This is a genomic window from Pseudoduganella umbonata (assembly GCF_014192225.1).
GTDB classification, from domain to species: domain Bacteria; phylum Pseudomonadota; class Gammaproteobacteria; order Burkholderiales; family Burkholderiaceae_D; genus Rugamonas; species Rugamonas umbonata.
In genome coordinates this window covers 207,121-232,364 of sequence record NZ_JACHXS010000002.1, presented here as the reverse complement: position 1 = coordinate 232,364, position 25,244 = coordinate 207,121, and the positions used below count along the sequence as shown (strand labels likewise).

Sequence of the window (25,244 nt, the reverse complement as noted above, 5' to 3'; positions counted from 1 at the left end):
GTTCTGCTCCGTGACTCAGTAATCAGTATTCAAGACTTGCAATGCATTCAGGCGGCGGCGCGAGCCAGCGCATGTTCTTCGTTGGTGGCGGCCGAGAACCGCAGCGCGATGGCGCAGACCGCGGAAATGAGCACCAGGAAGCCCAGGATCGACAGCGTCTGCTGCGTGCTGCCCACGCCCTTCATCAGGAAACCGGCGGCGACCGCGCCGACATTGCCGCCGGCGCCGATGATGCCGGTGACGCCGCCCAGTGCCCGCTTGTCGACGAACGGCACCAGCGCGTAGGTCGCGCCGCAAGCCATGTGCACGCACATGCCGAAGCACAGCATCGCGAAGATCGCCAGCGTGGCGGTATCGGCCTTGGCGAACCAGATCAGGCCCGCGCCTTCGCCCACCATCAGGATGAACAGCAGCGTGACGCGGCCATTCAGGCTGCTGCGCAGTGCCATCTTGTCGGACACGTAACCGCCCAGGGCCCGGGCGAACAGCGCCAGCAGGCCGAAACTGCCGGCCGCCAGGCCCGCCTGCTTCAGGCTCAGGTCGAAGCGATCGACGTAGTAGACGGCGGCGACGTTGTGGATGAACAGCTCCACGCCGAAGCACGCGCCGTAGGTGACGAACAGCAGCCACACGCGGTAGTTGGAGGCGGCCAGCTTGAAGCTGTCCCAGCCGCCCTTCTTGCCGCCTTCGATCTCGATGCCGGCCTTGCGCAGCTCGGCGTAGTTACCTTGCGGGCAGTCCTGCGTGAATTTCCAGTACAGCGCGCCGACGATCAGCATCAGCACGCCCGGCACGATCAGCGCCAGGCGCCAGCCCATGGTTTCCGACACGCCCAGCATCAGGATCGCGGCCATGATCAGCGGCATGGTGGCTTGCGTGACGCCGCCGCCCGCATTGCCCCAGCCGGCCGTTGTGGCGTTGGCGGTGCCGACCACGCGCGGGCCGAACATCACCGACGTGTGGTACTGCGTGACGACGAAGCTGGCGCCGATCGCACCGATCAGCATGCGGAAGAACAGGAAGCTTTCGTAGCTTTGCGAAGCGGCCACGCCGAACACGGGGATGGAGCCGAAGATCAGCAGCGCGGTGTGCGCCTTGCGCGGGCCGTAGCGGTCGCACATGGGGCCGACGACCATGCGCACGAGGATCGTGATCGCCACCGCGGCGATGTTGATGTTGGCGATCTGCCCGGCCGTCAGGCCGAATTCGCCCTTGATCACGGGCATCAGCGGGGCGCAGGCAAACCAGGCGAAGAAGCAGGCGAAGAACGCCAGCCACGCCAGGTGGAACGCACGCATCTGCGGCGTGGCGAGCGAGAAGAGCTTGATGCTGTCAGCTTTGCGGGTCACGTTGCTGGTCATTTTTTCATCCCTGTTATCGGAAGCTACAAGCAAAAAAAAGGCGCCCGAGCAGTTCTTGCGGAAACGTGTTTCTAGAAACATGTTTCGTAAGTCTGCTCGGACGCCGTTGTCCTGATGCCGCCCCGCCATTGGGACGACTATGCAATGTTCAGGAGATCGCCATTGACCTCTTGCCCTGTACTTTGCAAGAGGCGTGCCAGCTTTCTTTCAGGGCCTTCGAAGGGGGGCGCAGGGGCTACGCGAAGTTTGCGGGGTGGGCGAGGATGGGAAAAGGCGGGGCGGCATGCAAGCTGGCGGTGCAGTGCCGCCCGCTTATGGTGCAGCGCAATGTCAATTTCGCATGTGGACCGGGAAGGAGGCCGCGTAGGCCTCGGGATCGGTGCCGTCCCAGACGTGGCCGTCGACCAGCGTCGACGTGCGCAACACCCCCTCCGGCACGGCCACGCCGGCCATTTCAGCCGCTTCGCGGTACAGCCGCAGCTGGGTGACCGACTGCGCCACCGCCAGGTAATCGGGGTCGGTTTTCAGCAGGCCCCAGCGGCGGAACTGGGTCATGAACCACATGCCGTCCGACAGCCACGGGTAGTTCGCCTGGCCGTCCTGGTGGAAGCACATCGGGTGTTCGTCCCGCCACGCATGGCCGGCGCCGTCGTCGTAGCGGCCCAGCATGCGGGGCAGGATGGCAGCCTTGCCGGTATCTATATAAGGCACGGCGGCGATGATCTCGGCGGTGGCACGGCGGTTCTCGTCGCTGGCATCGATCCACCGGCCCGCCTCCAGGACGGCCGCGACCAGCGCGCGGCACGTGTTCGGGTGGGCGCGCACGAATTCCAGCGATGCGCCGAGCACCTTTTCCGGATGATCCGGCCAGATCTGCTGGCTGGTCGTGGCGGTGACGCCGACGCCGTCCAGCACCGCCTGGTGACCCCAAGGATCGCCGGCGCAGAAGCCGTCCATGTGGCCCTCGACGAGGTTGTAGACCATCTGCGACGGCGGCACGGTGATCGCCCGCACGTCCTTCATCGGGTGGATGCCGTGCGCAGCGAGCCAGTAGTACAGCCACATCGCATGGGTCCCGGTCGGGAATGTCTGGGCGAACACGTACTGGCGGCTGTTTTCGCCCACGTTGCGCGCCATCAGGGCGGCCAGCGAGGCGCCGTCGGTGGCGCCCTGCCCGGCCAGCCGGCGCGACAGCGTAATGGATTGCCCGTTGCGGTTCAGGTTCATCAGCACGGCCATGTCGCGCGGCTGGGCGCCGATGCCCAGCTGGGTGCCGTAGATCAGGCCATACAGCGCGTGGGCGGCATCGAGCTCGCCCGTCATCAGCTTGTCGCGCACGCCCGCCCAGGAAGTTTCGCGCGACAGCGCGATGCGGATGCCGTGCTTCTCGTCGAAGCCCAGCATGGCCGCCATGACGACCGACGCGCAGTCGGTCAGCGGGTTGAAGCCTATGTTGACAGTTGTCTTTTCGATTTGCATGACTACTCCGGCGGGGCTGCGCGGTGCGCTCAACCCAGCAAGTCCTCCACGTCCAGTATCCGCTGGGCGATCTCGGCCAGCTTCAGTTTCTTGTTCATCGCCATCGTCCGCAGGCGCTGGTAGGCTTGGTCCTCCGTCATGCCATGGCGGCTCATCAGCAGCCCCTTGGCGCGGTCGACCACCTTGCGCTCGGCCAGCTTGAGCTTGGTGTCCTGCAGTTCGTCGAGCAGCTTCTGCTCCTTGCGGAAGCGCGCCAGGGCGACGGAAAGCACCGGCTTGATGCGCTCCGGCTTCAGCCCTGCCACGATATAGGCCGACACACCGGCATCGATCGCCGCATCCATCGACGACTGGTTGTCGTCCTCGGTAAACATGACGATCGGGCGGCGCTCGTCGCGGGTGGCCACGACGATATGTTCGAGCACGTCGCGCGCATCCGATTCGGCGTCGACGATGATCATGTCCGGCTGCAGGCGGGCGATCTCTTCCGGCAAATGAAAGTCGGCCGGCAGCGACGCCACCAGCTCGTAACCAGCCTCGATCAGGCCGGCATGCAGCGCAGTGGCGCGCAGCGAAGCGTCACTTTCGTGCGGAGGGTGAACTAAAACGATGCGGAGATGGCGGCTCATGCCCTATTGCAGAGCAATAATTGTGCCAGAGTGGTGAACGAACCTGCCTGCCATGCCTGAGTCCGTGTCCTCGTGCCTGGCACCGGGACACGGGCTCAACCGTTGGAACGCGCGCTCCAGTTCGTGTCCTCGTGCCTGGCACCGGGACACAGGCTCAACCGTTGGAACGCATGCCCCAGCGTTGCACGGTGGTGCGCTCCAGCGCGGCAAACAGCAGGTGTTCGACGGCCAGTCCGATGAGGATCACGGCGGCGAGCCCGGCGAAGACCTTGTCGGTATACAGCTCGTTACGGTTCTGGAAGATGTACCAGCCCAGGCCGCCCTTGCCGGACGAGGCGCCGAACACCAGTTCCGCGGCGATCAGCGTGCGCCATGCAAAGGCCCAGCCGATCTTCAGCCCGGAGACGATGGCCGGCAGCGCGGCGGGCACCAGGATCTGCACGACGAACGGCAACCCGCGCAGGCCATAGTTGCGGCCCGCCATCCGCAGCGTGGCCGGCACGGACTGGAAGCCGGCATAGGTGCCCAGCGCGAGGGGCCACAGCACGGCGTGGACGATGACAAATACCAGGCTGGCATTGCCGAGCCCCAGCCACAGCATGGCCAGCGGCAGCAGGGCGATGGCCGGCAGCGGGTTGAACATGGCGACCAGCGTTTCCAGCAGGTCGCGGCCCAGCCGCGTGGAGACGGCCAGCGCCGTCAGCACGAATGCCAGCGCGATGCCGGCGGCATAGCCCTGCACCAGCACGGCCAGCGACACCTCGACCTTCTCGAGCAGTTCGCCGCTGGCGATGCCATCGGCGAAGGCGCGCGCCGTCTGCAGGAAGGTCGGCAGCAGCAGGTCGTTGTCCTGCCAGCGCGCGGCCAGCTCCCACAGCAGCGCCAGCACGGCCAGCAGCACCGTCTTGCGCAGCCAGCCCTGCTGCCACAGGCGCTGCGCGGCCGGCAGGCGCCGTTGCAGCGATGCCGGCGCGGCGGGCGCCAGGTCGTACTGGAATTCCTGGCGGATCGGCGGTTCCAGCGCGCTCACAGGGCGATCCTTTCCTGCTCGTCCGCGGGGCGGACCTCCGGCGCTTCACCGAACAGCAGGTGGTGGATGCGCTGCGCGGCCTGCTGAAACTCGGCGCTTCCGCCACTGTGCAGGCCGAACTGGTGGCTGTTCAGCTCCGCGCGCACGCGGCCCGGATGGGGCGACAGCAGCAGGATGCGGTTGCCGACCACCAGCGCTTCCTCGATCGAGTGCGTGACGAACAGCAGCGTAAACGGCGACTCCTCCCATAGCTTCGTCAGTTCTTCCTGCATGGTGCGCCGTGTCAGCGCGTCGAGCGCGGCGAACGGCTCGTCCATCAGCAGCACCGCCGGCTGCATCGCCAGCGCGCGGGCGATCGCCACGCGCTGCTTCATGCCGCCGGACAGCGTGTGCGGATAGGCGTTCTCGAAGCGTTCCAGTCCCACGCGGGCGATCCAGTGCCGCGCCCGTTCCTTCGCTTCGGCGCGCCCGCAGCTTTTCGAGGCCAGCAGCGGGAACGTGACGTTTTCCAGCACCGTCTTCCACGGCGGCAGCTGGTCGAATTCCTGGAACACGCAGATGCGGTCAGGACCCGGTCGCACGATCGGCTTGCCGCCCAGCGTGATCGTGCCGGCTGCCGGCGCAATGAAGCCGCCGACAGCCTTGAGCAGCGACGACTTGCCGCAGCCGGAGGGGCCCAGCAGCACGAAGCGATCGCCGCCGAAGACGTCGAAGTCGACGTCCTGCGTGGCGCGCACGGCATTGCCGCCGCTGCGGTATTCGAGCGTCACGCCGCGGGCGCTCAACAGTGCCCCGGCGGGCGATGGCGGGCGGACGACCTGCAGCGGCGCCATGTCAGCTCCCCTGCCCGATCAACGGGTCTTCGAAGAAGTAATCGCGCCAGCTGGCCGGCCTGGTCTTCACGGCGCCCACGCGGTGCATGAACTGCGCCAGCGTCAGCGTGTTTTGCGGTGCGATCTTGAACTGCACTTCCGGCGACTTGAAAATCTTCAGCAGCAGGTTGCGATCCACCTTGCTTTTGTTGACCTTCAAATAAATGTCGGCCGCGCCTTCCGGGTTCTTCGACGCATAGTCGGCCGCCTCGGCCAGCGCCTGCACGAAGGCGCGGTAAGTCTTCGGGTTCTCCTTGCGATACTTGTCCGTGGCGTACAGCACCGTCGACGACGACGGGCCGCCCTGCACTTCATACGAATTGAGCACCACGCGCGCGTTCGGATTCTGCGCCAGCTCCTGTTCCTGGAATGGCGGCGTGCCGAAGTGGCCCGTGATCTCGGTGCCGCCGGCAATGATGGCGCTGGCGGCGTCGGGATGCGGCAGGGACTGGGTGAGCTTGTCGAGGCGCGCGAATTCCTTGTCGCCCCACTGCTTCGCCACGGCCATCTGCAGGATGCGCGACTGCACCGATACCGTCACCGCCGGCAGCGCGATGCGATCCTTGTCGGTGAAATCGGCGATCGACTTGATCTTTGGATTGTTGCTGACGAGGTAGTAAGGGAAGCTGCCCAGCGCCGCCACGCCCTTCACGTTCTGGCGCCCCCTGGTACGGTCCCAGACCGTGACGAGCGGGCCGACGCCGGCACCGGCGATGTCGATGCTGCCCGACAGCAGCGCATCGTTGATCGCCGCGCCACCGGACAGTTTCTTCCACTCGACAGCAACGTCGACACCGTTCTGCTTGCCGTATTTCTCGATGAGTTTCTGTTCCTGCGCGATATTCAGCAGCAGGTACGTGACGCCGAACTGCTCGGCGATGCGGATGGTGCCTTCGGCCTGGGCGCCGGCGGCCAGTACCAGCGCCAGGGCGCCGGCTGCGATGCGAAATGCTTTCATGGAATGTTCCAGTTAAATAGGTGCCTGTGACCGGTTTTCGGGAAACGTTGCAGGAAAACCGGTGACAGGCACCAGTTTTTTTGCAACATTTCCGGACGGCGGTACTGCGTCGGTTATCGGAGCGGGATCAGTAAGGCACGTCGCCTTCGATCGTGGTGCGGTACAGCTTGCGGCGCTGGTCGGCCGGACAGCCGGCGGCCAGGTGCATCAGCGAGCGGTTATCCCAGAACACCATGTCGTGCGGCTGCCAGCGGTGGCGGTACACGTGCCGCGGCTTCACGCTGTGCTCGAACAGTTCCTTCAGCAGGGCGGTACTTTCGTCTTCCGGAATGCCGACGATGCGGGTGGTGAAATGCTCGCTGACGAACAGCGCCTGCCGCCCCGTTTCAGGATGCGTGCGCACCACCGGGTGCACGACGGGTTGTACTTCGTCGATCTGCGCCTGCGTCAGGTTCGGGCGCCACGGGCTGCGGCGCTGCAGTTCGGCATACTGCTTCAGGTAGCTGTGCTCGGCCCTGGCGTGGCGGATCTGCCGCTTCACCGCTTCGGGCAGCGTGTCGTAGGCAAGGTGCATGTTGGCGAACAGCGTGTCGCCTCCTTCGGCCGGCAGTTCCTGGGCGTGCAGCATCGATCCCAGGCTGGGCTTTTCCTTGTACGACAGGTCGGAGTGCCAGAAATGGCCGGCGTCGCCCAGGCCGACCGGCTGGCCGTCTTCAACGATATTCGATACGACGAGGACTTCCGGATACCCCGCCAGCTGGAAATTTCTCAGCACATGGATTTGCAAGGGACCAAACAGGCGGGAAAAATTCACCTGCTGCTGCGGCGTGATGCGCTGGTCCCGGAACACCAGTACGTGGTGCTCCAGGTGGGCGGCATGCAACTGCAGCAGATCCTTGCGGGAGAGCGGCCGCGCCAGGTCGAGGCCAATTACTTCAGCGCCAAGGGGACCCTCGAACGGGCGAATGTGCAGCGCTGTTCTGAGCGATGTTTCCACCGCTGTTTCGACATTCACTGCGGCACTCGGTACGGCTTCGCTCAATACTGCGGACATGTGATGCGCTCCAGCTGACGGGGTCGGAAGCTCGCCCGGCACCGCGCTTTCCACGGCCACGGCACCAGACGAGTGAAACCAGTCTATGCCGCACGCATCATGATGAAAACGAATGCTTTTTGATATCGATATGCGGTTTTTATCAGCCCTGGGACGCGCCGCCCGCGATCTGCTGCGCCGTTTTCAGCGCCTCGACGATCGCCGCGAACGCCGCCTGCCGCGATTCCCGGTCGGGCACCCGCAGCGCATAGGCCGGATGGTAGGTGACGACGACCCAGCGCCCTTCGTGCTCGAACGGCGCGCCCATGTAGTCCTTCATCGTTACGCTGCCGGTCTGCAGGATCGACTTCAATGCGGTGCTGCCCAGCGCCACCAGCACCTGCGGCGCGACCGTTTCCAGTTCCGCCTCGAGCCAGTAGTGGCAGGCCATCACTTCCTTCTGCGCGGGCGTCTTGTGCAGGCGCCGCTTGCCGCGCGGCTCCCACTTGAAGTGCTTGACGGCGTTGGTGACATACACGGTGCGGCGGTCCAGGCCCGCTGCATCCATCGCCTTGTCCAGCAGATCGCCGGCCGGGCCGACGAAGGGCTTGCCGGCCAGGTCTTCCTGGTCGCCCGGCTGCTCGCCCACCAGCATGATTTTTGCGCGGCGCGCGCCCTGCCCCGCCACCGCCTGCGTAGCGTTCTGCCACAGGTCGCAGCGGCGGCATTCGTCCAGCGAACTGGGTTGCTGGCGCTCGGGCGCGGCCTTGTCGGGGGCGATGGGGATCGTGGTGCCGCCGCGCTTGCCGACGGTATCGAGCTGCCCCACCTTGCGGGCACCAGCCGCGGCCTGCGTGACCATGTGCGGCACCACGGCCGCTTCCGGCAGGTTCTTCCAGAACCGCTGCCGGATATGGCCGTGCATGATGTCCGCGTTGAGGCGGGCGGGATTGAAGATGCTGCGATAGTAGGTGAGCCACAGCGCTTCGCCGGCATCGTCGAAGTCCGCCGCGCTGCGTGCCAGCGCCTCGCCGGTGTGCAGCGTGGCACCGTCCCACAGCACGGTGGCTTCGGGCGTGGCGATCATCCAGCTGGTCTTGCCCATGCGCTTTGCGAAGTGCTGCGCGACTTGCGGCAATACGTCATGTGCCGGCTCGAACCACGCAACGAAGCGCGGCGCGCCCGCCTCTTCGGGACGCTCGCGAAAGCGCAGGTAGGCATGCATGTCGTGTTCTTCGTGCCGCACCGACCGCACCATGTGGTGGAGGCGCGCGCCGTCTTCATCCGCCATCGATATGACCTCGTGTTCGCCATCGTTCCAGCGCCACAGCACGCGGTACAGGAAGGCCCAGCGGTCGTGGGCGCGATAGCAGGCGGCGCCTTGCAGCATCTCCATCAGCTTGCGGGAGATACGCGGCTGCGCGCCTGGTGAAGAGTTCGTGGGCGGCGGGTCCGATCGTTCATCGGGGTTATGAGTTTCCTCACTGGCCAACTTACTTGCTGATTCACTTGCCGACTCGGTTACTGCCTTGCTGCTTGCTTCAGTTGCTGCTACTACAGTTGCTGCTTCACTTGCTACTACAGTTGCTGCTTCACTTGCTACTACAGTTGCTGCTTCACTTGCTACTTCAGTTGCTGCTTCGCTGCGTACTTCAACTTCATCTACTACCTTGCTACCCGAGTCATTCAGCATACCTACAGCCATTGGAGGCATTGCACTCAGCAGGTCTCCGCCGCCTTCCTGCCAGACCCATTGTACGTATTCGGGCGGAACGCGGCGCACGATCAAAGCCCGCGCGGCGGCGCGCCATTCGTCGAACGTGGTAACGACGACGGGCTGGCCGGACAATGCCAGCGCCACGACGTCGGCTGTCATGCAGCCTGTAGTTCGGGGAACAGGGCCATTTGCTGCGGCACGTCGGCCATGGCGCGGCGCAGTGTGTCGGACGACGTGGTGTCGCGTGCCGGCCGGTAGTCGGCGGTGACGATGAACGGCGCCACCTTCTTCATGCTGCAGCGCAGGCGGGTGAGATCGGCCCAGCGCACCTGGCGCATGCGGCGCAGCTCGACGATGCGCTGCGCGTTGCGGATGCCGATGCCGGGAATGCGCGCGATCATCTGCGGCTCGGCGCGGTTCAGGTCCATCGGGAAGTGTTCACGGTGCGCCAGCGCCCAGGCCAGCTTCGGGTCGATGTCGAGCGACAGGTTGCCCGATGCGGGCAGCAGTTCCCTGGCCTGGAAACCGTAGCTGCGCAACAGGAAGTCCGCCTGGTACAGCCGGTGCTCGCGCAGCAGCGGCGGCGGCGCCAGCGGCACGCTCTTCGGGCTTTCCGGGATCGGGCTGAAGGCGCTGTAGTAGACGCGCTTCAGCTTGTAACTGCCGTACAGCGTTTCCGCGGTGGTGAGGATGCGCGCATCGTCGCTGGCATCGGCGCCCACGATCATCTGCGTGCTCTGCCCTGCCGGTGCGAATTTTGGCGCCCTGGGCTCGGCTTCCTTCTCGTCCAGCTTCAGGCGGATATTGCCCATCGCCAGCTTGATCGTGTGGACGTTCTTTTCCGGCGCGAGTTTCTGCACGCTGTCCTGCGTAGGCAATTCGATGTTGACGGACAGCCGGTCGGCATAGCGGCCGGCCGCTTCGATCAGCGCGGGGTCGGCATCGGGAATCGTCTTGAGGTGGATGTAGCCGCGGAACTGGTGCACTTCGCGCAATTCGCGCGCGACGGCGACCAATTGCTCCATCGTGTAGTCGGCGGACTGGATGATGCCGGAGCTGAGGAACAGGCCATCGATGTAGTTGCGCAGGTAAAAGTCGACGGTCAGTTTCACCACTTCCTGCACGGTGAAGCGGGCGCGCGGCACGTTCGACGTCCGCCGGTTCACGCAGTACTGGCAATCGTAGACGCAGAAATTCGTCAGCAGGATCTTCAGCAGCGACACGCAGCGGCCATCCGGCGTATAGCTGTGGCAGATCCCCATGCCGTTGGTGGCCCCCAGGCCATCCTTGCCCTCGGACGAACGCTTCGGCGCACCGCTGCTGGCGCAGGAAGCATCGTACTTCGCCGCATCGGCCAGGATTTCGAGTTTGTCGTTCAGCTCCATTTTCAGCACCCAACTGTACAGATATACAGTATAGCGAAGTCCTGTTCAGGACACCGCAGAAGGGCATGGAAAACCGGGTCAGGCGCGGTTCAGGAAAAATGGGGACGGACCCTGTTTTTAAGGAAATTTCCTTAAAAACAGGGTCCGTCCCGGATTTGGTTGCGTCGCTGGTGATGCTGCGATCAGGCGGCGCTGTAGTTGTTGGTGAGACGGTCCTTCAGCTTCTCCTGCAGTTCGGAGAATTGCGTGATCGTCATGCCCAGGTCGTGCAGGTGGCCGTCGTTGATGCCGTAGACCCAGCCATGCACGGTGACCTGCTGGCCGCGGTCCCACGCATCGCGCAGGATGGTGGTCGAGCTGACGTTGACGACCTGCTCGACCACGTTCAGCTCCACCAGTTTTTCGCTGCGCACGCGCTCGTCGAGCACGGTGCCCAGGTAACGTTCGTGCTTCTGGCTGACGTCGGCCACGTGGCGCAGCCAGTTGTCGACCAGGCCGACGCGGGCGCCGGTCAGCGCGGCATGCACGCCCTTGCAGCCGTAATGGCCGACGATGATCACGTGCTTCACCTTCAGCACTTCGATCGCGAACTGCAGCACCGACAGGCAGTTCAGGTCGGAGTGGACGACCACGTTGGCGATGTTACGGTGCACGAACACGTCGCCCGGCAGCAGGCCGAGCAGTTCGTTGGCGGGCACCCGGCTGTCCGAGCAGCCGATCCACAGGTATTCGGGGGAAGCCTGGTTGGCCAGGCGCTGGAAGAATTCCGGGTCGCGCTGGACCATCGAATCGGCCCAGCGGCGGTTGTTGTTCAGCAGTTCCCGCAGGTCGGAAGGCTTGGTATCGTTCATGATTTCCTTTCAGACGTGACAAGGCCGCCGGTTGCAGGCCTCACAACGCGGCGGCCGTAGATACAATTGCCAGTTTACCCGATTAATGCCCGGTCGGCCGAACGTACTTTTTTGGTAGCGGTCACGCGATACGGGCTTCCGCCCGTATCGGCAGCCTTATTCAAAAAAGTCTTTTACCTTGTCCATCCAGGTCTTCGACTGCGGGCTGTGCTTCGAGCCGCCTTCGGTCGTGGCGCGTTCGAACTCGCGCAGCAGTTCCTTCTGCTTGTCGGTCAGCTTGACCGGCGTTTCGACGGCCACGTGGCAGAACAGGTCGCCCGGATAGCCGGAGCGCACGCCCTTCACGCCCTTGCCCTTCAGGCGGAACGTCTTGCCGGACTGGGTACCTTCAGGCACCGTGAACGACACCTTGCCGGACAGCGTAGGCACTTCGATTTCGCCGCCCAGTGCCGCCTTCGCGAACGAGATCGGCATTTCGCAGTGCAGGTCGTCGCCTTCGCGCTGGAATACCGCGTGCGCCTTGATGTGGATTTCCACATAGAGGTCACCCGGCGGCCCGCCATTGGTACCCGGTTCGCCGTTGCCGGACGAGCGGATGCGCATGCCGTTGTCGATGCCCGCAGGGATCTTCACTTCCAGCGTCTTGTTGCGCTTGATGCGGCCGGCGCCCGAGCACGTGGGGCACGGTTCCGGGATGATCTTGCCGGTGCCGTGGCACTTCGGGCAGGTCTGCTGGATGCTGAAGAAGCCCTGCTGCATGCGCACCTGGCCGTGGCCGCCGCACGTGGAGCAGGTGACCGGCGACGTGCCGGGCTTGGCGCCCGAGCCGTGGCAGGAATCGCACTTGTCCCAGGCCGGCACGCGGATCGTCGTGTCGAAGCCGTGCGCGGCCTGCTCCAGCGTGATCTCGAGGTTGTAGCGCAGGTCCGCACCGCGGTAGACCTGGGGTCCGCCGCCGCGCCGGCCGCCACCGCCGCCGAAGATGTCGCCGAAGATGTCGCCGAACGCATCGCCGAAGCCGCCGGCGCCACCGAAGCCGCCGCCGCCCATGTTCGGATCCACGCCGGCGTGACCATAGCGGTCATACGCCTCGCGCTTTTCCGGATTGGTCAGCATCTCGTAGGCTTCCTTGACTTCCTTGAACTTCTCTTCCGCCTCTTTGTTGTCCGGGTTGCGGTCCGGGTGGTACTTCATCGCAAGCTTGCGATAAGCCTTCTTGATCTCTTCTTCGGAGGCATTTTTTGCCAGGCCGAGAATCTCGTAAAAATCACGCTTTGCCATATGCAGGCACCTAACTGAACTGAATAGAAGGGGGACTTTAGCAGGAGGCCGGGGTTACCGCCACCTGCCGCCGCTGCCCAGTGACGACTGCGGCGTTGGCGTTGTGAAACAACCTCAAAACCCTGCCGATTATGCAAAAACGCCGAGCGGGCCACCGTACTACGGCCGCTCCGCTCGGCGGTAAGTTTTAATGGTCCCGAGACCGTTCGGGACCGCGAGAAACCGTAATGAGCGACGTCAGCTCTGGTTGAGGCGCGGAGCCGTACTTTACGTACGGCCGGTCCGCCGCAGCGGAGCACCGCAGACCAGCAGATGGCGTTGCGCAATAGGTTGATCGCGGTTCCCTCACTTACTTGTTGTCTTTGACTTCCTTGAAGTCGGCGTCGACAACGTCATCCTGCTGCGCGCGGTTGTCCGCGCCGCCTGCCTGCTGGCCGCCAGCGCCCGCCCCCGCATCGGCACCGCCGCCGGCCGCAGCCTGCTGCGCCTGCATGTCGGCGTACATCTTCTCGCCCAGCTTCTGCGCGGCTTCGGTCAGCGCGGCCACCTTGGAGTCGATCGTGGCCTTGTCGCCGGACTTGATCTCGCCTTCCAGGTCGGTGATGGCCGCTTCGATCTTGGCCTTTTCATCGGCACCCAGCTTGTCGCCGTACTCGGTCATCGACTTCTTGGTGGAGTGCACCAGCGCGTCGGCCTGGTTGCGCGACTCGGCCAGCTCCTTCACTTTCTTGTCTTCTTCGGCATTCAGCTCGGCGTCCTTCACCATCTTCTGGATTTCCTCTTCCGACAGACCGGAATTGGCCTTGATGGTGATCTTGTTTTCCTTGCCGGTGGCCTTGTCCTTCGCGCCCACGTGCAGGATGCCGTTGGCGTCGATGTCGAAGCTCACTTCGATCTGCGGCGTACCGCGCGCTGCCGGCGGGATGCCTTCCAGGTTGAACTCGCCCAGCGCCTTGTTGCCGGCGGCGATTTCACGCTCGCCCTGGTAGACCTTGATGGTCACCGCGGGCTGGTTGTCGTCGGCCGTCGAGAACACCTGCGCGAACTTGGTCGGGATCGTGGTGTTCTTGTGGATCATCTTCGTCATCACGCCGCCCAGCGTTTCGATACCCAGCGACAGCGGGGTCACGTCCAGCAGCAGCAGGTCCTTGCGCTCGCCCGACAGCACGGCGCCCTGGATCGCGGCACCCACGGCCACGGCTTCATCCGGGTTGACGTCCTTGCGCGGATCCTTGCCGAAGAATTCCTTCACTTTTTCCTGCACCTTCGGCATCCGGGTCATGCCGCCGACCAGGATGATGTCGTCGATGTCGCTGACCTTGACGCCGGCATCCTTGATGGCGGTGCGGCATGGCTCGATCGTGGCGGAGATCAGTTCCTCGACCAGCGATTCCAGCTTGGCGCGGGTGATCTTCAGGTTCAGGTGGACCGGCGCGCCGTTCGCCATGGCGATGTACGGCTCGTTGATCTCGGTCTGCTGCGACGACGACAGTTCGATCTTCGCGCGCTCGGCCGAAGCCTTGATGCGCTGCAGGGCGATCGGGTCCTTCTTCAGGTCCAGGCCGTTGATCTTCTTGAACTCTTCGATGATGTAGTCGATCACGCGCTGGTCGAAGTCTTCGCCGCCCAGGAACGTATCGCCGTTGGTCGACAGCACTTCGAACTGCTTCTCGCCATCCACGTCGGCGATCTCGATGATCGACACGTCGAACGTGCCGCCGCCCAGGTCATACACGGCGATCTTGCGGTCGCCCTTGTCGGTCTTGTCCAGGCCGAACGCCAGCGCAGCCGCGGTCGGCTCGTTGATGATGCGCTTCACGTCCAGGCCGGCGATGCGGCCGGCATCCTTGGTTGCCTGGCGCTGCGAGTCGTTGAAGTAGGCCGGCACGGTGATCACGGCTTCGGTGACTTCCTCGCCCAGGTAATCCTCGGCGGTCTTCTTCATCTTGCGCAGCACTTCGGCGGAGATCTGCGGCGGCGCCAGTTTCTTGTCGCGCACGCTGATCCAGGCGTCGCCGTTGTCGGCCTTGTTGATCGAGTAAGGCATCAGGCCGATGTCCTTCTGCACTTCCTTCTCGTCGAACTTGCGGCCGATCAGGCGCTTCACGGCGAACAGCGTGTTCTTCGGGTTGGTGACCGCCTGGCGCTTGGCCGGCGCACCGACCAGGATCTCGCCATCTTCCTGGTAAGCGATGATGGAAGGCGTCGTACGTGCGCCTTCAGCGTTCTCGATGACCTTCGGCTGGCCATTTTCCATGATGGCGACGCAGGAGTTGGTGGTGCCCAGGTCGATACCGATCATTTTGCCCATGGTTTGTTCTTCCTCGTAACGGATTAGTTTCTGAATAAGTCTTATATGCGGAAAAGCTTGTTACTTTTCAAGTGCTTAGGAAGCGTCCTGAATAAATCAGCGCTTCCACGGGTCACTTCGGCTGGGCAGCCGTGACGATGGCGGGCCGCAGCAGGCGGTCGGCGATCGTGTAACCCTTTTGCAGTACAGCAACGACGGTATTGGCTTCCTGCTCGGCGGGCACCATGGCCACGGCCTGGTGGCGGTTCGGATCCAGCTTGTCGCCGGCGGCCGGTACCACTTCAAGCAGCTTGTTGCGTTCGAACGCCGAGGTCAGCTGCTTCAAGGTCATCTCCACGCCTTCCTTCAGCGACTCGACGGACGGCGTTTCCACCTTCAGCGCCATCTCCAGGCTGTCTTTCACCGGCAGCAGTGCCTCGGCAAAGCTTTCGACGGCGAACTTGTGGGCCTTGGCCACGTCTTCCTGGGCACGACGGCGGATATTGTCGCCTTCTGCCTTGGCGCGCATGAAGGCGTCATGCATTTCGGCCAGCTTGGCTTCCGTGGCGGCCAGCTGCTCTTCCAGGCTCGGATTGGCTGCGGGCTCGAAAGGCGACTGCTGCTGCGGAGCCTGTTGCTGCGCCTGGGCTGCCTGCTGCACTTCCTCGGGATTCGGGCTGGCCTGGTTTTCCTGGTCTTGCATCTTTGACTCCTGAAAATCGTGTTTGTTTGACATTGCTCTTGCTGCACTGGCCGAATCTGGGGCTAACCCATGTCATTTCAAGGGGTATTCGCCCCGATCACGATCGCACTGTTCGGACAGCGCTTGACAAAAAGCCGGCAAATCATGGCCGGACAAGCCCCGGCCGACCTGTTATTTTAACAGGCTGGCACTCATCGACGGCAAGTGCTAACAGTGCTCGGCTGAACTAACAGCCGGGCAATGTTGCGCGATTGCAGCGCGGCGGAAGGGTTATTCGGCGGCGCCCAGCGCGATGGCGCGGTCGCGGCCGATGGCGGCGTCGTGCTGGCGCATGGCGCGCTGCGACGGCGACACCATCGCCGGCCATCCGATCATGTGCTGCTCGGCGATCTGGGCCAGCGCGGCGATCCATGCCGGGCTTTCGTTCAGGCAGGGGATGTAATGGAATTCCTTGCCGCCGGCGGACAGGAAGTCATGGCGCACTTCCATGGCGATTTCCTCCAGCGTTTCCAGGCAGTCGCTGGTGAAGCCGGGACAGATCACGTCGATGCTGCGCACGCCTTCGCGCGCCAGTTTCTGCACCGTGGGCGCGGTATACGGCTGCAGCCATTCAGCCTTGCCGAAGCGGGACTGGAAGGTAACGATGTAGTCCTCGTCGCGCAGCTTCAGCGCGGCGGCCAGCAGGCGCGCCGTCTTGTGGCACTCGCAATGGTACGGGTCGCCCAGCAGCAGCGTACGCTTGGGCACGCCGTGGAAACTCATCACCAGCTTTTTCGCGCGGCCATGGTGTTCCCAGTGCGACAGCACATTCTGCCGCAGCGCCTCGATATAGGCTTCGTGGTCGTGGTAGTTCTTTACCAGCCGCAGCTCGGGGATGTTGCGGATGTTCCGGTAATGCCGGAACACGGCATCCCAGATCGAGCCGGTGGTGGTGCCGGAATATTGCGGATAGGCGGGCAGCACGACGATGCGGTCGCAGCCGTCGGCCTTCAGGCGGGCCAGCACGTCCGGCAAGGCCGGCGATCCGTAGCGCATCGCCATTGCCACCGTCACATCCTGGTGGCCGCGCGCCTGCAGCGCCTCGTGCAGCAGCATCGCCTGGTTCTGCGTGTGGATGCGCAATGGCGAACCATCCTCCGTCCAGATCGACGCGTACTTCTTTGCCGACTGGCCGGAGCGGAATGGCAGGATCACGCCGTGCAGGATGAACCACCAGAGCGCTTTCGGAATCTCGACCACGCGCGGGTCGGACAGGAACTGCTTCAGGTAACGGCGTACCGCGCCGCGGGTGGGCGCATCGGGCGTGCCGAGGTTGACCAGGACGACCGCGCTGCCGCTGACGGCGCCGTGCTGGTGGGGTGGTTCTTTTGCGAAAGCCATGGAATCGTTCTATCAATCAGGGTAGACCCCGATTATATGCGGCCCGCCGCAGCGCCGCTTCGGCCACGTGCGCCGATGGCCGAGCCCGTGTCCACCCTGGGGTCAACCCCAGAACCTGACACGAGCTCGGCATGACGATGCACGCAACGATACCTTACGGCCCAGCTCGTGTCCGAAAACCGGGGTTGACCCGTGGTGGACACGGGCCGAGCCGCGATGGCTTTGCTTTGGAAGAATCAGGAAGCCAGCAGCTCGCGGGCGTGCTTGCGGGTGGTGGCGGTGATCTCGATGCCGCCCAGCATGCGGGCGACTTCTTCGACGCGGGCCTTGGCATCGAGCACTTCGATGCGCGATGCGGTCTTGCCGTTGGCCAGCGTGCTCTTCGCCACCTGGAAGTGGCTGTTGCCCTGGCTGGCAACCTGCGGAAGGTGGGTGACGCACAGCACCTGCCGCTCCTGGCCCAGGCGCTTCAGCAGCCGGCCGACGACTTCGGCGACGCCGCCGCCGATGCCGCTGTCGACCTCGTCGAAGATCAGCGTGGGCACGGTGGTCGCGTTCGACGTGATGACGGAGATGGCGAGCGAGATCCGCGCCAGTTCGCCGCCGGAAGCCACCTTGGCCAGCGGCCGCGGCACCACGCCGGCATGGCCGGCAACCATGAACTCGACCTGCTCGAGCCCCTTGGCCGAAGGCTCGCACGGATGCAGTGCCACTTCGAAGCGCCCGCCCGTCATGTTCAGGTCCTGCATTGCTTTCGTGACCGCGCCGCCCAGCGCCTTCGCCGCGGCGGCACGCGTGGCGGACAGCCGCCGGGCCACCGCCAGGTATTCGTCCTTGAGCTTAGCTTCCTGCTTGCGCAAGCTGTCGATGTCGGTCGCATCGGCCAGCTGGTTCAGCTGCGCGGCCAGCCGCGTGTGTTCGGCCGGCAGTTCGTCCGGGTCGACGCGGAACTTGCGGGCCGACGAATGCAGCGCTTCCATCCGCGCATCCACTTCGCGCAGGCGCTCGGGATCGAGCTCCACGCGGTCGAGATAGGTGTTGAGCGCATACGCCGATTCCTGCAGCTGGATGCGCGCCGATTCGATCAGGTCGACGATGGGCTGCATTTCCGCATCCACCGACACCAGCTTGGCCAGCTTCTGGTTCAGCGACGACAGCTGCGACACGATCGGCTGCTCGTCCGATTCCGAGATCAGGGCAAGCGCTTCCTGCGCGCCTTCCAGCAGGCTGGCCGCATGCGACAGCCGGCTGTGCTCATTGCCGATCTCGGCCCATTCGCCCGGCTTCGGCGCCAGCTTGTCGAGCTCGCCGACCTGCCACTCCAGGCGCTCGCGTTCGAGCAGCACGTTGGCGGCATTGGTCTCGAATTCCTCGAGCTGCTTCGCCAGCGCGCGCCAGGCCTTGTAGGCGATGGCGACATCCTTGCCATTGGTACCGGCCTGGCTGTCGAGCAGCTCGCGCTGCGCGTCGGTCTTGAGCAGCGACTGGTGGGCATGCTGGCCATGGATGTCCACCAGCAGGTCGCCCAGCTCGCGCAGCTGGGCGGCGGTGGCGGCGATGCCGTTGATGTAGGCCTTCGAACGGCCGGCATTGTCGATCACGCGGCGCAGCAGCGCGCCGCCATCCTCGGAGGCGCACTCGTTCGCCTCCAGCCATTGGCGCGCGGCGTCGGTGACGGCGAAGTCGGCCGTGATGTCGGCCTTCGCAGCGCCTTCGCGCACCACGCTTGCGTCGCCCCGCCCGCCCAGCGCCAGCGTGAGCGCGTCGATCAGGATCGACTTGCCGGCGCCCGTTTCGCCCGTAAAGACAGTGAAGCCGGCGGAAAACTCCAGTTCGATGGAATCGACAATGACGAAATCTCGGATGGACAGTGTACGCAGCATAGCTCTCGCAGAAGGCCTTCTTGTTAGATTTTCCCGTCCGTGGACGGATACTCGTTCCAGTGCAGTTTTTCGCGCAGCGTGTTGTAGTAGCTCCAGCCTTCCGGATGCAGGAAGGTGATTGCGTGCGGCGAACGGCGGATATGGATGCGGTCTTGCGGCATCAGGCTGGCGAACGTCTGCATGTCGAAGTTCACCGTGATGTCGCGCCCCCGGTTGATCTCGATGACGATCTCGCTCGAATCGGGCAGCACGATCGGGCGGTTCGACAGCGCATGCGGCGCGATCGGCACCAGCACGATGCCGCCCAGCGTGGGATGCAGCAGCGGCCCGCCGGCCGACAGCGCATAGGCGGTCGACCCGGTGGGTGTGGAAACGATCAGCCCGTCGGAGCGCTGGTTGTACATGAAGTGATCGTCGACGTCGACGCGCAGCTCCACCATGCCGGCGCCGGCGCCGCGCGCCACGACCACGTCGTTGACGGCCAGGCCGACGTGGATCGCCTTCCCGTCGCGCAGCACGCGCCCTTCCAGCAAGGTGCGGCGCTCGGCCTTGTGCGTGCCGGCCAGGATGCGCGACAGCACGGGCAGCATGCCTTCCAGCGGGATATCGGTCATGAAGCCCAGCCGGCCCTGGTTGATGCCGATCAGCGGCACCTCGAACGGCGCCAGCTGGCGGGCGATGCCCAGCATCGTACCGTCGCCGCCCATCACGATCGCGCAATCGCATTTCTCGCCGATGCCCTGCGCGCTCATCGCGGGAATCTCGGGCATGTTCAGGTGGGCGGCCGTGTCGGTTTCAAACACGACGCTGTAGCCGCCCTCGCGCAGGAAGCCGAGAACATCGCGCACGGAATCTTCGATGCCGGCCGTATTGGGCCGGACGACCAGCGCGATCGTGTTGTACATGGCAGGGGTGGCGGGCATAAGGAGCTCTTTGACGGCGGAATTGGTCATCTTGCGGCAATCATTTTGCAGGCATCAATTGCAGGCATTAATTGCAGGCATTAATTGCAGGCATCGATTGCAAGCATCATTGCAGGCATCGATTGCAGGCATTAATTGCAGGCAATCAATTCGCAGGCAATCATTTTTGCAGGCGATTGTCATGCAAAATACGTGCACGGCGAAGGGTAACTCATTTCGCCGCCATTTCGCCATGCAGCACCATCCGCGCAGCCGAACCGGGCTCGCGATTACTGTATATTTAAACAGTATAAGGGGCGCTGGTCAGTTGTGCAAGATCAGTGCGCCATCGCCACGCCGAGGAACATCGCCGCCATGATCGCGGCCGCCATCGACAACAGGTGCAGCGCCATCAGCACCACCCAGCGCCAGGCGGTGCCGATCATGCCTTTCCGGTACACGCGCTGCATCGCCCATGGCAGGTAGCCGATCAGCCAGCAGAACAGCACGAACTTGAAGAAGCCGTCCGGCATCAGCAGGAAGACGGTGAACAGCGCATACGCAAATGCGTTCGCGTGCAGCGCGAACAGCAGGTGCTCGCCGTAGCGGCGGCCGGTTCCCAGGTACAGGCCCTTCAGGTACAGCGCGAACACGGGCATCAGGCAGAACATCGCGTAGGGCGCGTAGCGGAAGAAGCCGTCCTTCAGCACCGTTGCCTTGTCGCTGGCGCTGAGCGCATCGAACCGGTCGACGGTGTGCCGCACGGCGGGCAGCCAGCGGTCCACGTCGGGCGCCAGCGCGTCGCCCAGCCGTATGCGCTCATCGCGCTCATCGCGCTCATCCCCCGCCCCGCCGCTTGCCGCCTGGCCGTGCACGGCAGTGGCACCCGCCGTCGCCGGGACATCGTCTTCGTTATAGACGTTCACGCCGGAGAACTTGACCAGCGCGAAAAACAGGATCGACAGCGTCAGGTAGACCCGCAGCGGTTCCACGTAGCGCCGGCGCCGGCCGGCCAGGTACTCATTGGTCAACGCACCTGGCCTGAACAGCAGCCGCGTAAAGGTGCCCCACAGCTTGCCTTCCAGCGCCACGTAGTGGGTAATGAATTCGTGGACGAACTCGCCGAGGCTCGGCATGTGCAGCCGGGTTTCCTGGCCGCAGTGGGCGCAGTAATTGTCCGACACGGCGGTGCCGCAATTGGGGCAATCAGCTGGCATGGCGTGGTGCTCGTGCTCGTGCTCGTGCTCGTGCTCGTGCTGGTGCTCTTGTTCATGTTTCGCGACAGGTTTCAAGCGACGGCTTCCAGTGACGTTTCGAATCTTCCATGCTAACGATTCCATGTTGGAAATGCACTGCTTATGCATTACAGCAATGGCCATATTGCAACACTCCAAGCGGGCGACCGTGATTGAAAGTTGCCGATAAGATGAGATTCAGTTAAGAAATTGGAGAATTGCATCATGAGCGATACGAGCGATACGAGCAATACGAGCAATACGAGAGAACCGAATACGAAAGACCGCCAGGTCAACACCAACGTGCACATCGAGGACGATGCCGGCAAGCGCCTGCCCCACGAGCGCGACGAGTCGCCCGAGGGCGTCCAGCACCAGAAGGAGCGCACGCGCATCGAGCAGGCCGGGCGCGACATCGAACAGGGCCTGGTCGACACCGACGAGTACGGGCGCGATGCGGGTATCCAGAAGCCGGTACCGCCCGGCGAATCGGCGGAAGCCGACCCGCTGCCGGTCATCAAGCGCGACTGACGATCAGGCGCGACCGCCCTACCCACGCCCATAAGCCCCCATGAAACCGATCATCGTCCTCGGCGCCCTGCTCGCCAGCGGCGCCGCGCTGGCCCAGACCACGCAGTATCCCGCCGGCTGGGGTCCGAATCCGCAGCTGCCGGCACCGGAAAAATCGCTGATCCCGACCGTGAACGTGGCGCCGACGGACGTGTGGCAAGGCGACGAGAAACCGGTGGCCGCGGCCGGCTTCACGGTCACGGCCTATGCCCGCAACCTGGACCATCCGCGCTGGCTCTACGTGCTGCCGAATGGCGACGTGCTGGTGGCCGAAACCAATGCCCCGCCGAAGCCCGAGGACAGCAAGGGCGTCAGGGGCGCGATCATGAAGCACATGCAGAAGAAGGCCGGTGCCGTCACGCCACCGGCCAACCGCATCACGCTGCTGCGCGGCGTCGATGCGAACGGCGTCGCTCAGCAGCGCCACGTCTTCCTGAAGAACCTGAATTCGCCGTTCGGCATGGTACTGGTGAACAAGGACTTCTACGTGGCGAACTCTGATGCCGTGATGCGCTTCCCCTACGACGAAGGCAAGACGTCGATCGGCGCCAGCGGCGTGAAGTTGATGAGCCTGCCGGCCGGCCCGCTGAACCACCACTGGACGAAGAACATCACCGCCAGCCCGGACGGCAAGTTCCTGTACATGACGGTGGGTTCGAACTCGAACGTGGCGGAGAACGGCATCGACAAGGAGGAAGGCCGGGCCGCCATCTGGCAGCTGGAACGCGCCACCGGCAAGTCGCGGCTGTTCGCCACGGGCCTGCGCAATCCGAACGGCATGGCGTGGGAACCGAAGACGAAAACGCTGTGGACCGTCGTCAACGAACGCGACGAACTGGGCAACGACCTGGTGCCCGACTACCTGACGTCGGTGCAGGATGGCGGCTTCTACGGCTGGCCCTACAGCTGGTTCGGCCAGCACGTCGATACCCGCGTCAAGGACCAGCGGCCGGACCTGGTGGCAAAGGCCATCGTGCCCGATTACGCGCTGGGCGGCCATACGGCGTCGCTGGGCCTGGAGTTCTACACCGGCAAGCTGTTCCCGGCCAGCTACCACGGCGGCGCCTTCATCGGCCAGCATGGCTCGTGGAACCGCAAGCCGCACAGCGGCTACAAGGTGGTGTTCGTGCCGTTCGCGGACGGCAAGCCATCCGGCCCGCCGCAGGACATCCTGACCGGCTTCCTCAGCAAGGACGAGCGGGCGAAGGGCCGTCCGGTCGGCGTGGCCGTGGCAAGCGATGGCGCGCTGCTGGTGGCGGACGACGTGGGCAACACGATCTGGCGCGTGGCGCCGGCCGGGAAATAGGGGCGGCCCTTCGGCAATCGTCGGCGGACATCGGCGCGGATCGGTGCAGATCGGCGCGGATCCGCGAAAACCCCTACAATCGCAGTTTTTCGCAACAAGGAAGAACGGCATGCGCATCCTGCACACCATGCTGCGGGTCGGTGACCTGCAGCGCTCCATCGACTTCTATACCAAGGTGCTCGGCATGAAACTGCTGCGCACCAGCGACAATCCGGAATACAAGTACACGCTGGCCTTCGTAGGCTACGGCACCAATCCGGATCACGCCGAACTGGAGCTGACATACAACTACGGCGTCGACAGCTATGACCTTGGCAATGCCTACGGCCACATCGCCATCTCCACCGACAACATCGTCGAGGCATGCAATGCCGCGAAGGCCAGCGGCGGCAACGTGACGCGCGAGCCGGGCCCGGTCAAGGGCGGCACGACGGTGATCGCATTCATCACGGACCCGGACGGCTACAAGGTCGAGCTGATCGAGCGTTCATTCGATGGCGAGGGTGGCGGACTGCGGTAACGGTTCTGCGCCCGCATGAAAAACGCCGGCCGTGCAATGCACGGGCCGGCGTTTTTTTTGGGGCTGGAGCGACGGTCAGTTCGTCAGCAGCGCGTTGACCGGCACCAGGTCATCGGGCTTCAGCGTGCCTGCCGCCGCCTTCAGCCGCAGGCCGTTCATGATCGTGTCGTAGCGTGCTTTCGACAGGTCGCGCTGCGTCGAGTACAGCTGGCGCTGCGCATTCAGCACGTCGATATTGATCCGCACGCCCACCTGGTAACCCAGCTTGTTCGACTCCAGCGCGGACTGGCTCGACACTTCCGCCGCTTCCAGCGCCTTGACCTGCGCCAGGCCGCTGTTCACGCCCAGGAAGGCCTGCCGGGCGCTTTGCGCGGCGGCGCGCCGGTTCACTTCCAGGTCGTTGCGCGCGCGCTCTTCCAGCGCAATGGTTTCGCGCACCTTGCTGGTGACGGCAAAGCCGTTAAAGATCGGCACGGTCCACGTCACGCCGATGGAATTGCCGCGGTTGATGCCTAGCGAAGGCTGGCTGGTGCGGTTCGAATTCGCCGTCAGGTCCACCGTCGGCAGGTGGCCGGCACGGCTTCGGGCGATCTCGCGCTTGGCGATTTCCACGTTCAGCCGCTGCGCCGCCACGTTGAAGTTGTCCGCTTCGGCGGCCGAGATCCAGGGCTCGATATTGGCCGGCTGCGGCGGGGCGATCGTGACACCGGCGCGCAGCGTGGAAACCGCCGCCGGCGCGGTACCGATGATCTGCTGCAGCGCGGTGCGCGCCACTTCCAGCGAATTGATGGCGGCGAATTCCTGCGCCACCACCAGGTCATAGGCGGCCTGCGCTTCGTGTGTGTCGGTAATCGTCTGCGTACCGACCTCGAAGTTGCGCTTGGCCGATGCCAGCTGCTCGGTGGTGGCGGACTTCTGCGCCTGGATCGACGCCAGGTTGTCCTGCGCCGTCAGCACGTCGAAATACGCCTGGGCCACGCGCAGGATCAGGTCCTGCTGCACCTGGGCGAACTGCACTTCGGCAAACGCCTGCGACAGCTTGCTCTGTTCGTATGCCTGCCATGCTGCGTAGTCGAACAGCGGCTGCGACAGCGACAGCGTGTAGATGTTCTGGTGCGAGTCGTTCTCGACCTTGATGCCGCCGGGCGGCGTGACCCTGTCGTAAATGCGCGCGTGGGTGCCTTGCAGCGCCACGGCAGGCAACAGCTGAGAACGCCCCTGGGTGATCCGCTCCTGGCCAGCCGTCAGCGTATTGCGCGCGCCGGCGAATGTGGCGTCGTTCGCCAGCGCCTGCTGGTAGACTTGGATAAGATCGGCCGCCTGTGCCTGTCCGGTAAGCGTCAATGCGCTGGCGATCAGCACGGCGATAAGGGGTCTCTGCATTTACATTCTCCGCGTGGTCAAAAGTCTAGTCGTAACAGTCTTGTAGTGGCCGTGCTGCTGTTGGCCTGAATGCTTTTGTTGGCCTGAGTGCTTTTGTTGGCCTTGATGCTTTGCCCGGCCGCCGATCCCGATGCTCACAGTACTTTTCAGTACTTCGGCATCGATTCATCCACCTGCAGCGCCCAGGCGTGCACACCACCCGTCAGGTTCGTCACCTTTGCAAAGCCATGCCGCTCCAGGAACGCCGCGACCTGCAGGCTGCGCGCACCGTGGTGGCAGATGCAGACGATTTCCGCGTCTTCGTCCAGGTCGTCGATGCGGGCCGGGATGGTCTGCATCGGCATCAGGGTCGCACCTTCGATATGGCAGGTGTCGAATTCCCAGTTCTCGCGCACGTCCAGCAGGAACGGGCGCGCGCGCTTTTCATCGGCCAGCCAGGCGGCCAGTTCCGGAGCGGTGATCTGTTGCATTGCCGG

Annotated in this window: 22 protein-coding genes; 3 read left to right on the top strand and 19 right to left on the bottom strand. The window is 64.2% G+C overall.

The window, feature by feature from the left end:
• Window positions 1-47 precede the first annotated feature (47 nt).
• The 17 genes from FHS02_RS06055 to FHS02_RS05975 form a co-directional block, all read right to left on the bottom strand.
• Window positions 48-1,361 carry an MFS transporter gene (locus FHS02_RS06055; protein WP_137314889.1) on the bottom strand — a complete coding sequence of 438 codons (1,314 nt, stop codon included), beginning with the start codon at window positions 1,359-1,361 and terminating at the stop codon, window positions 48-50.
• A gap of 330 nt (window positions 1,362-1,691) precedes the next feature.
• A complete protein-coding gene (locus FHS02_RS06050) occupies window positions 1,692-2,840 on the bottom strand; it encodes a CmpA/NrtA family ABC transporter substrate-binding protein (protein WP_137314890.1) in 1,149 nt (382 codons plus the stop codon).
• Between the two features lie 29 nt (window positions 2,841-2,869).
• On the bottom strand, window positions 2,870-3,469 hold the full coding sequence (locus FHS02_RS06045) for an ANTAR domain-containing response regulator (protein WP_137314891.1): 600 nt from the start codon (window positions 3,467-3,469) through the stop codon (window positions 2,870-2,872).
• A gap of 154 nt (window positions 3,470-3,623) precedes the next feature.
• Complete coding sequence (locus FHS02_RS06040) at window positions 3,624-4,499, bottom strand: ABC transporter permease (protein ID WP_137314892.1); 876 nt, start codon at window positions 4,497-4,499, stop codon at window positions 3,624-3,626.
• Window positions 4,496-5,332, bottom strand: a complete 837-nt coding sequence (locus FHS02_RS06035; protein ID WP_137314893.1) for an ABC transporter ATP-binding protein — start codon at window positions 5,330-5,332, stop codon at window positions 4,496-4,498. Before FHS02_RS06035 ends, FHS02_RS06040 begins: the two co-directional genes overlap by 4 nt.
• A 1-nt stretch (window position 5,333) precedes the next feature.
• Window positions 5,334-6,329 carry an ABC transporter substrate-binding protein gene (locus FHS02_RS06030; RefSeq protein WP_137314894.1) on the bottom strand — a complete coding sequence of 332 codons (996 nt, stop codon included), beginning with the start codon at window positions 6,327-6,329 and terminating at the stop codon, window positions 5,334-5,336.
• 127 nt (window positions 6,330-6,456) lie between these two features.
• Window positions 6,457-7,383 carry a TauD/TfdA dioxygenase family protein gene (locus FHS02_RS06025; RefSeq protein ID WP_137314895.1) on the bottom strand — a complete coding sequence of 309 codons (927 nt, stop codon included), beginning with the start codon at window positions 7,381-7,383 and terminating at the stop codon, window positions 6,457-6,459.
• A 142-nt stretch (window positions 7,384-7,525) separates the two neighbouring features.
• Window positions 7,526-9,055, bottom strand: a complete 1,530-nt coding sequence (locus FHS02_RS06020) for a UdgX family uracil-DNA binding protein (RefSeq protein WP_137317543.1) — start codon at window positions 9,053-9,055, stop codon at window positions 7,526-7,528.
• Between the two features lie 179 nt (window positions 9,056-9,234).
• A complete protein-coding gene (locus FHS02_RS06015) occupies window positions 9,235-10,464 on the bottom strand; it encodes a putative DNA modification/repair radical SAM protein (protein WP_137314896.1) in 1,230 nt (409 codons plus the stop codon).
• A gap of 182 nt (window positions 10,465-10,646) precedes the next feature.
• A complete protein-coding gene (gene can / locus FHS02_RS06010; RefSeq protein WP_137314897.1) occupies window positions 10,647-11,315 on the bottom strand; it encodes a carbonate dehydratase in 669 nt (222 codons plus the stop codon).
• Window positions 11,316-11,471: 156 nt separating this feature from the next.
• Window positions 11,472-12,596: a molecular chaperone DnaJ gene (dnaJ, locus tag FHS02_RS06005; RefSeq protein WP_131143689.1), complete on the bottom strand. Its 1,125-nt coding sequence runs from the start codon at window positions 12,594-12,596 to the stop codon at window positions 11,472-11,474.
• Between the two features lie 349 nt (window positions 12,597-12,945).
• A complete protein-coding gene (gene dnaK / locus FHS02_RS06000; protein WP_137314898.1) occupies window positions 12,946-14,907 on the bottom strand; it encodes a molecular chaperone DnaK in 1,962 nt (653 codons plus the stop codon).
• Between the two features lie 112 nt (window positions 14,908-15,019).
• Window positions 15,020-15,589, bottom strand: a complete 570-nt coding sequence (gene grpE / locus FHS02_RS05995; protein ID WP_137314899.1) for a nucleotide exchange factor GrpE — start codon at window positions 15,587-15,589, stop codon at window positions 15,020-15,022.
• 270 nt (window positions 15,590-15,859) lie between these two features.
• Entirely contained in the window at window positions 15,860-16,969 is a 1,110-nt protein-coding gene (gene hemH, locus FHS02_RS05990) for a ferrochelatase (RefSeq protein WP_137314900.1), read from the bottom strand.
• A 236-nt stretch (window positions 16,970-17,205) separates the two neighbouring features.
• On the bottom strand, window positions 17,206-18,852 hold the full coding sequence (gene recN, locus FHS02_RS05985; RefSeq protein WP_137314901.1) for a DNA repair protein RecN: 1,647 nt from the start codon (window positions 18,850-18,852) through the stop codon (window positions 17,206-17,208).
• 23 nt (window positions 18,853-18,875) lie between these two features.
• A complete protein-coding gene (locus tag FHS02_RS05980) occupies window positions 18,876-19,775 on the bottom strand; it encodes an NAD kinase (RefSeq protein ID WP_137314902.1) in 900 nt (299 codons plus the stop codon).
• A 317-nt stretch (window positions 19,776-20,092) separates the two neighbouring features.
• Window positions 20,093-21,046 (bottom strand): DUF3667 domain-containing protein, encoded by a 954-nt coding sequence (locus tag FHS02_RS05975; protein WP_229422250.1) that lies wholly within the window; start codon window positions 21,044-21,046, stop codon window positions 20,093-20,095.
• 168 nt (window positions 21,047-21,214) lie between these two features.
• On the opposite strand from FHS02_RS05975, the gene FHS02_RS05970 reads away from it, so the two are divergent.
• The 3 genes from FHS02_RS05970 (at window position 21,215) to gloA (ending at window position 23,385) form a co-directional block, all read left to right on the top strand.
• Window positions 21,215-21,520, top strand: a complete 306-nt coding sequence (locus FHS02_RS05970) for a hypothetical protein (protein WP_137314903.1) — start codon at window positions 21,215-21,217, stop codon at window positions 21,518-21,520.
• Window positions 21,521-21,560: 40 nt separating this feature from the next.
• Entirely contained in the window at window positions 21,561-22,865 is a 1,305-nt protein-coding gene (locus tag FHS02_RS05965; RefSeq protein WP_137314904.1) for a PQQ-dependent sugar dehydrogenase, read from the top strand.
• Window positions 22,866-22,974: 109 nt separating this feature from the next.
• Window positions 22,975-23,385, top strand: coding sequence for a lactoylglutathione lyase (gloA, locus tag FHS02_RS05960; RefSeq protein ID WP_137314905.1), 411 nt, complete (start codon window positions 22,975-22,977; stop codon window positions 23,383-23,385).
• A 75-nt stretch (window positions 23,386-23,460) separates the two neighbouring features.
• On the opposite strand, the gene FHS02_RS05955 is transcribed toward gloA, so the two are convergent.
• A complete protein-coding gene (locus tag FHS02_RS05955) occupies window positions 23,461-24,768 on the bottom strand; it encodes a TolC family outer membrane protein (protein WP_137314906.1) in 1,308 nt (435 codons plus the stop codon).
• 146 nt (window positions 24,769-24,914) lie between these two features.
• Entirely contained in the window at window positions 24,915-25,238 is a 324-nt protein-coding gene (locus tag FHS02_RS05950; protein ID WP_137314907.1) for a rhodanese-like domain-containing protein, read from the bottom strand.
• Window positions 25,239-25,244: the final 6 nt, after the last annotated feature.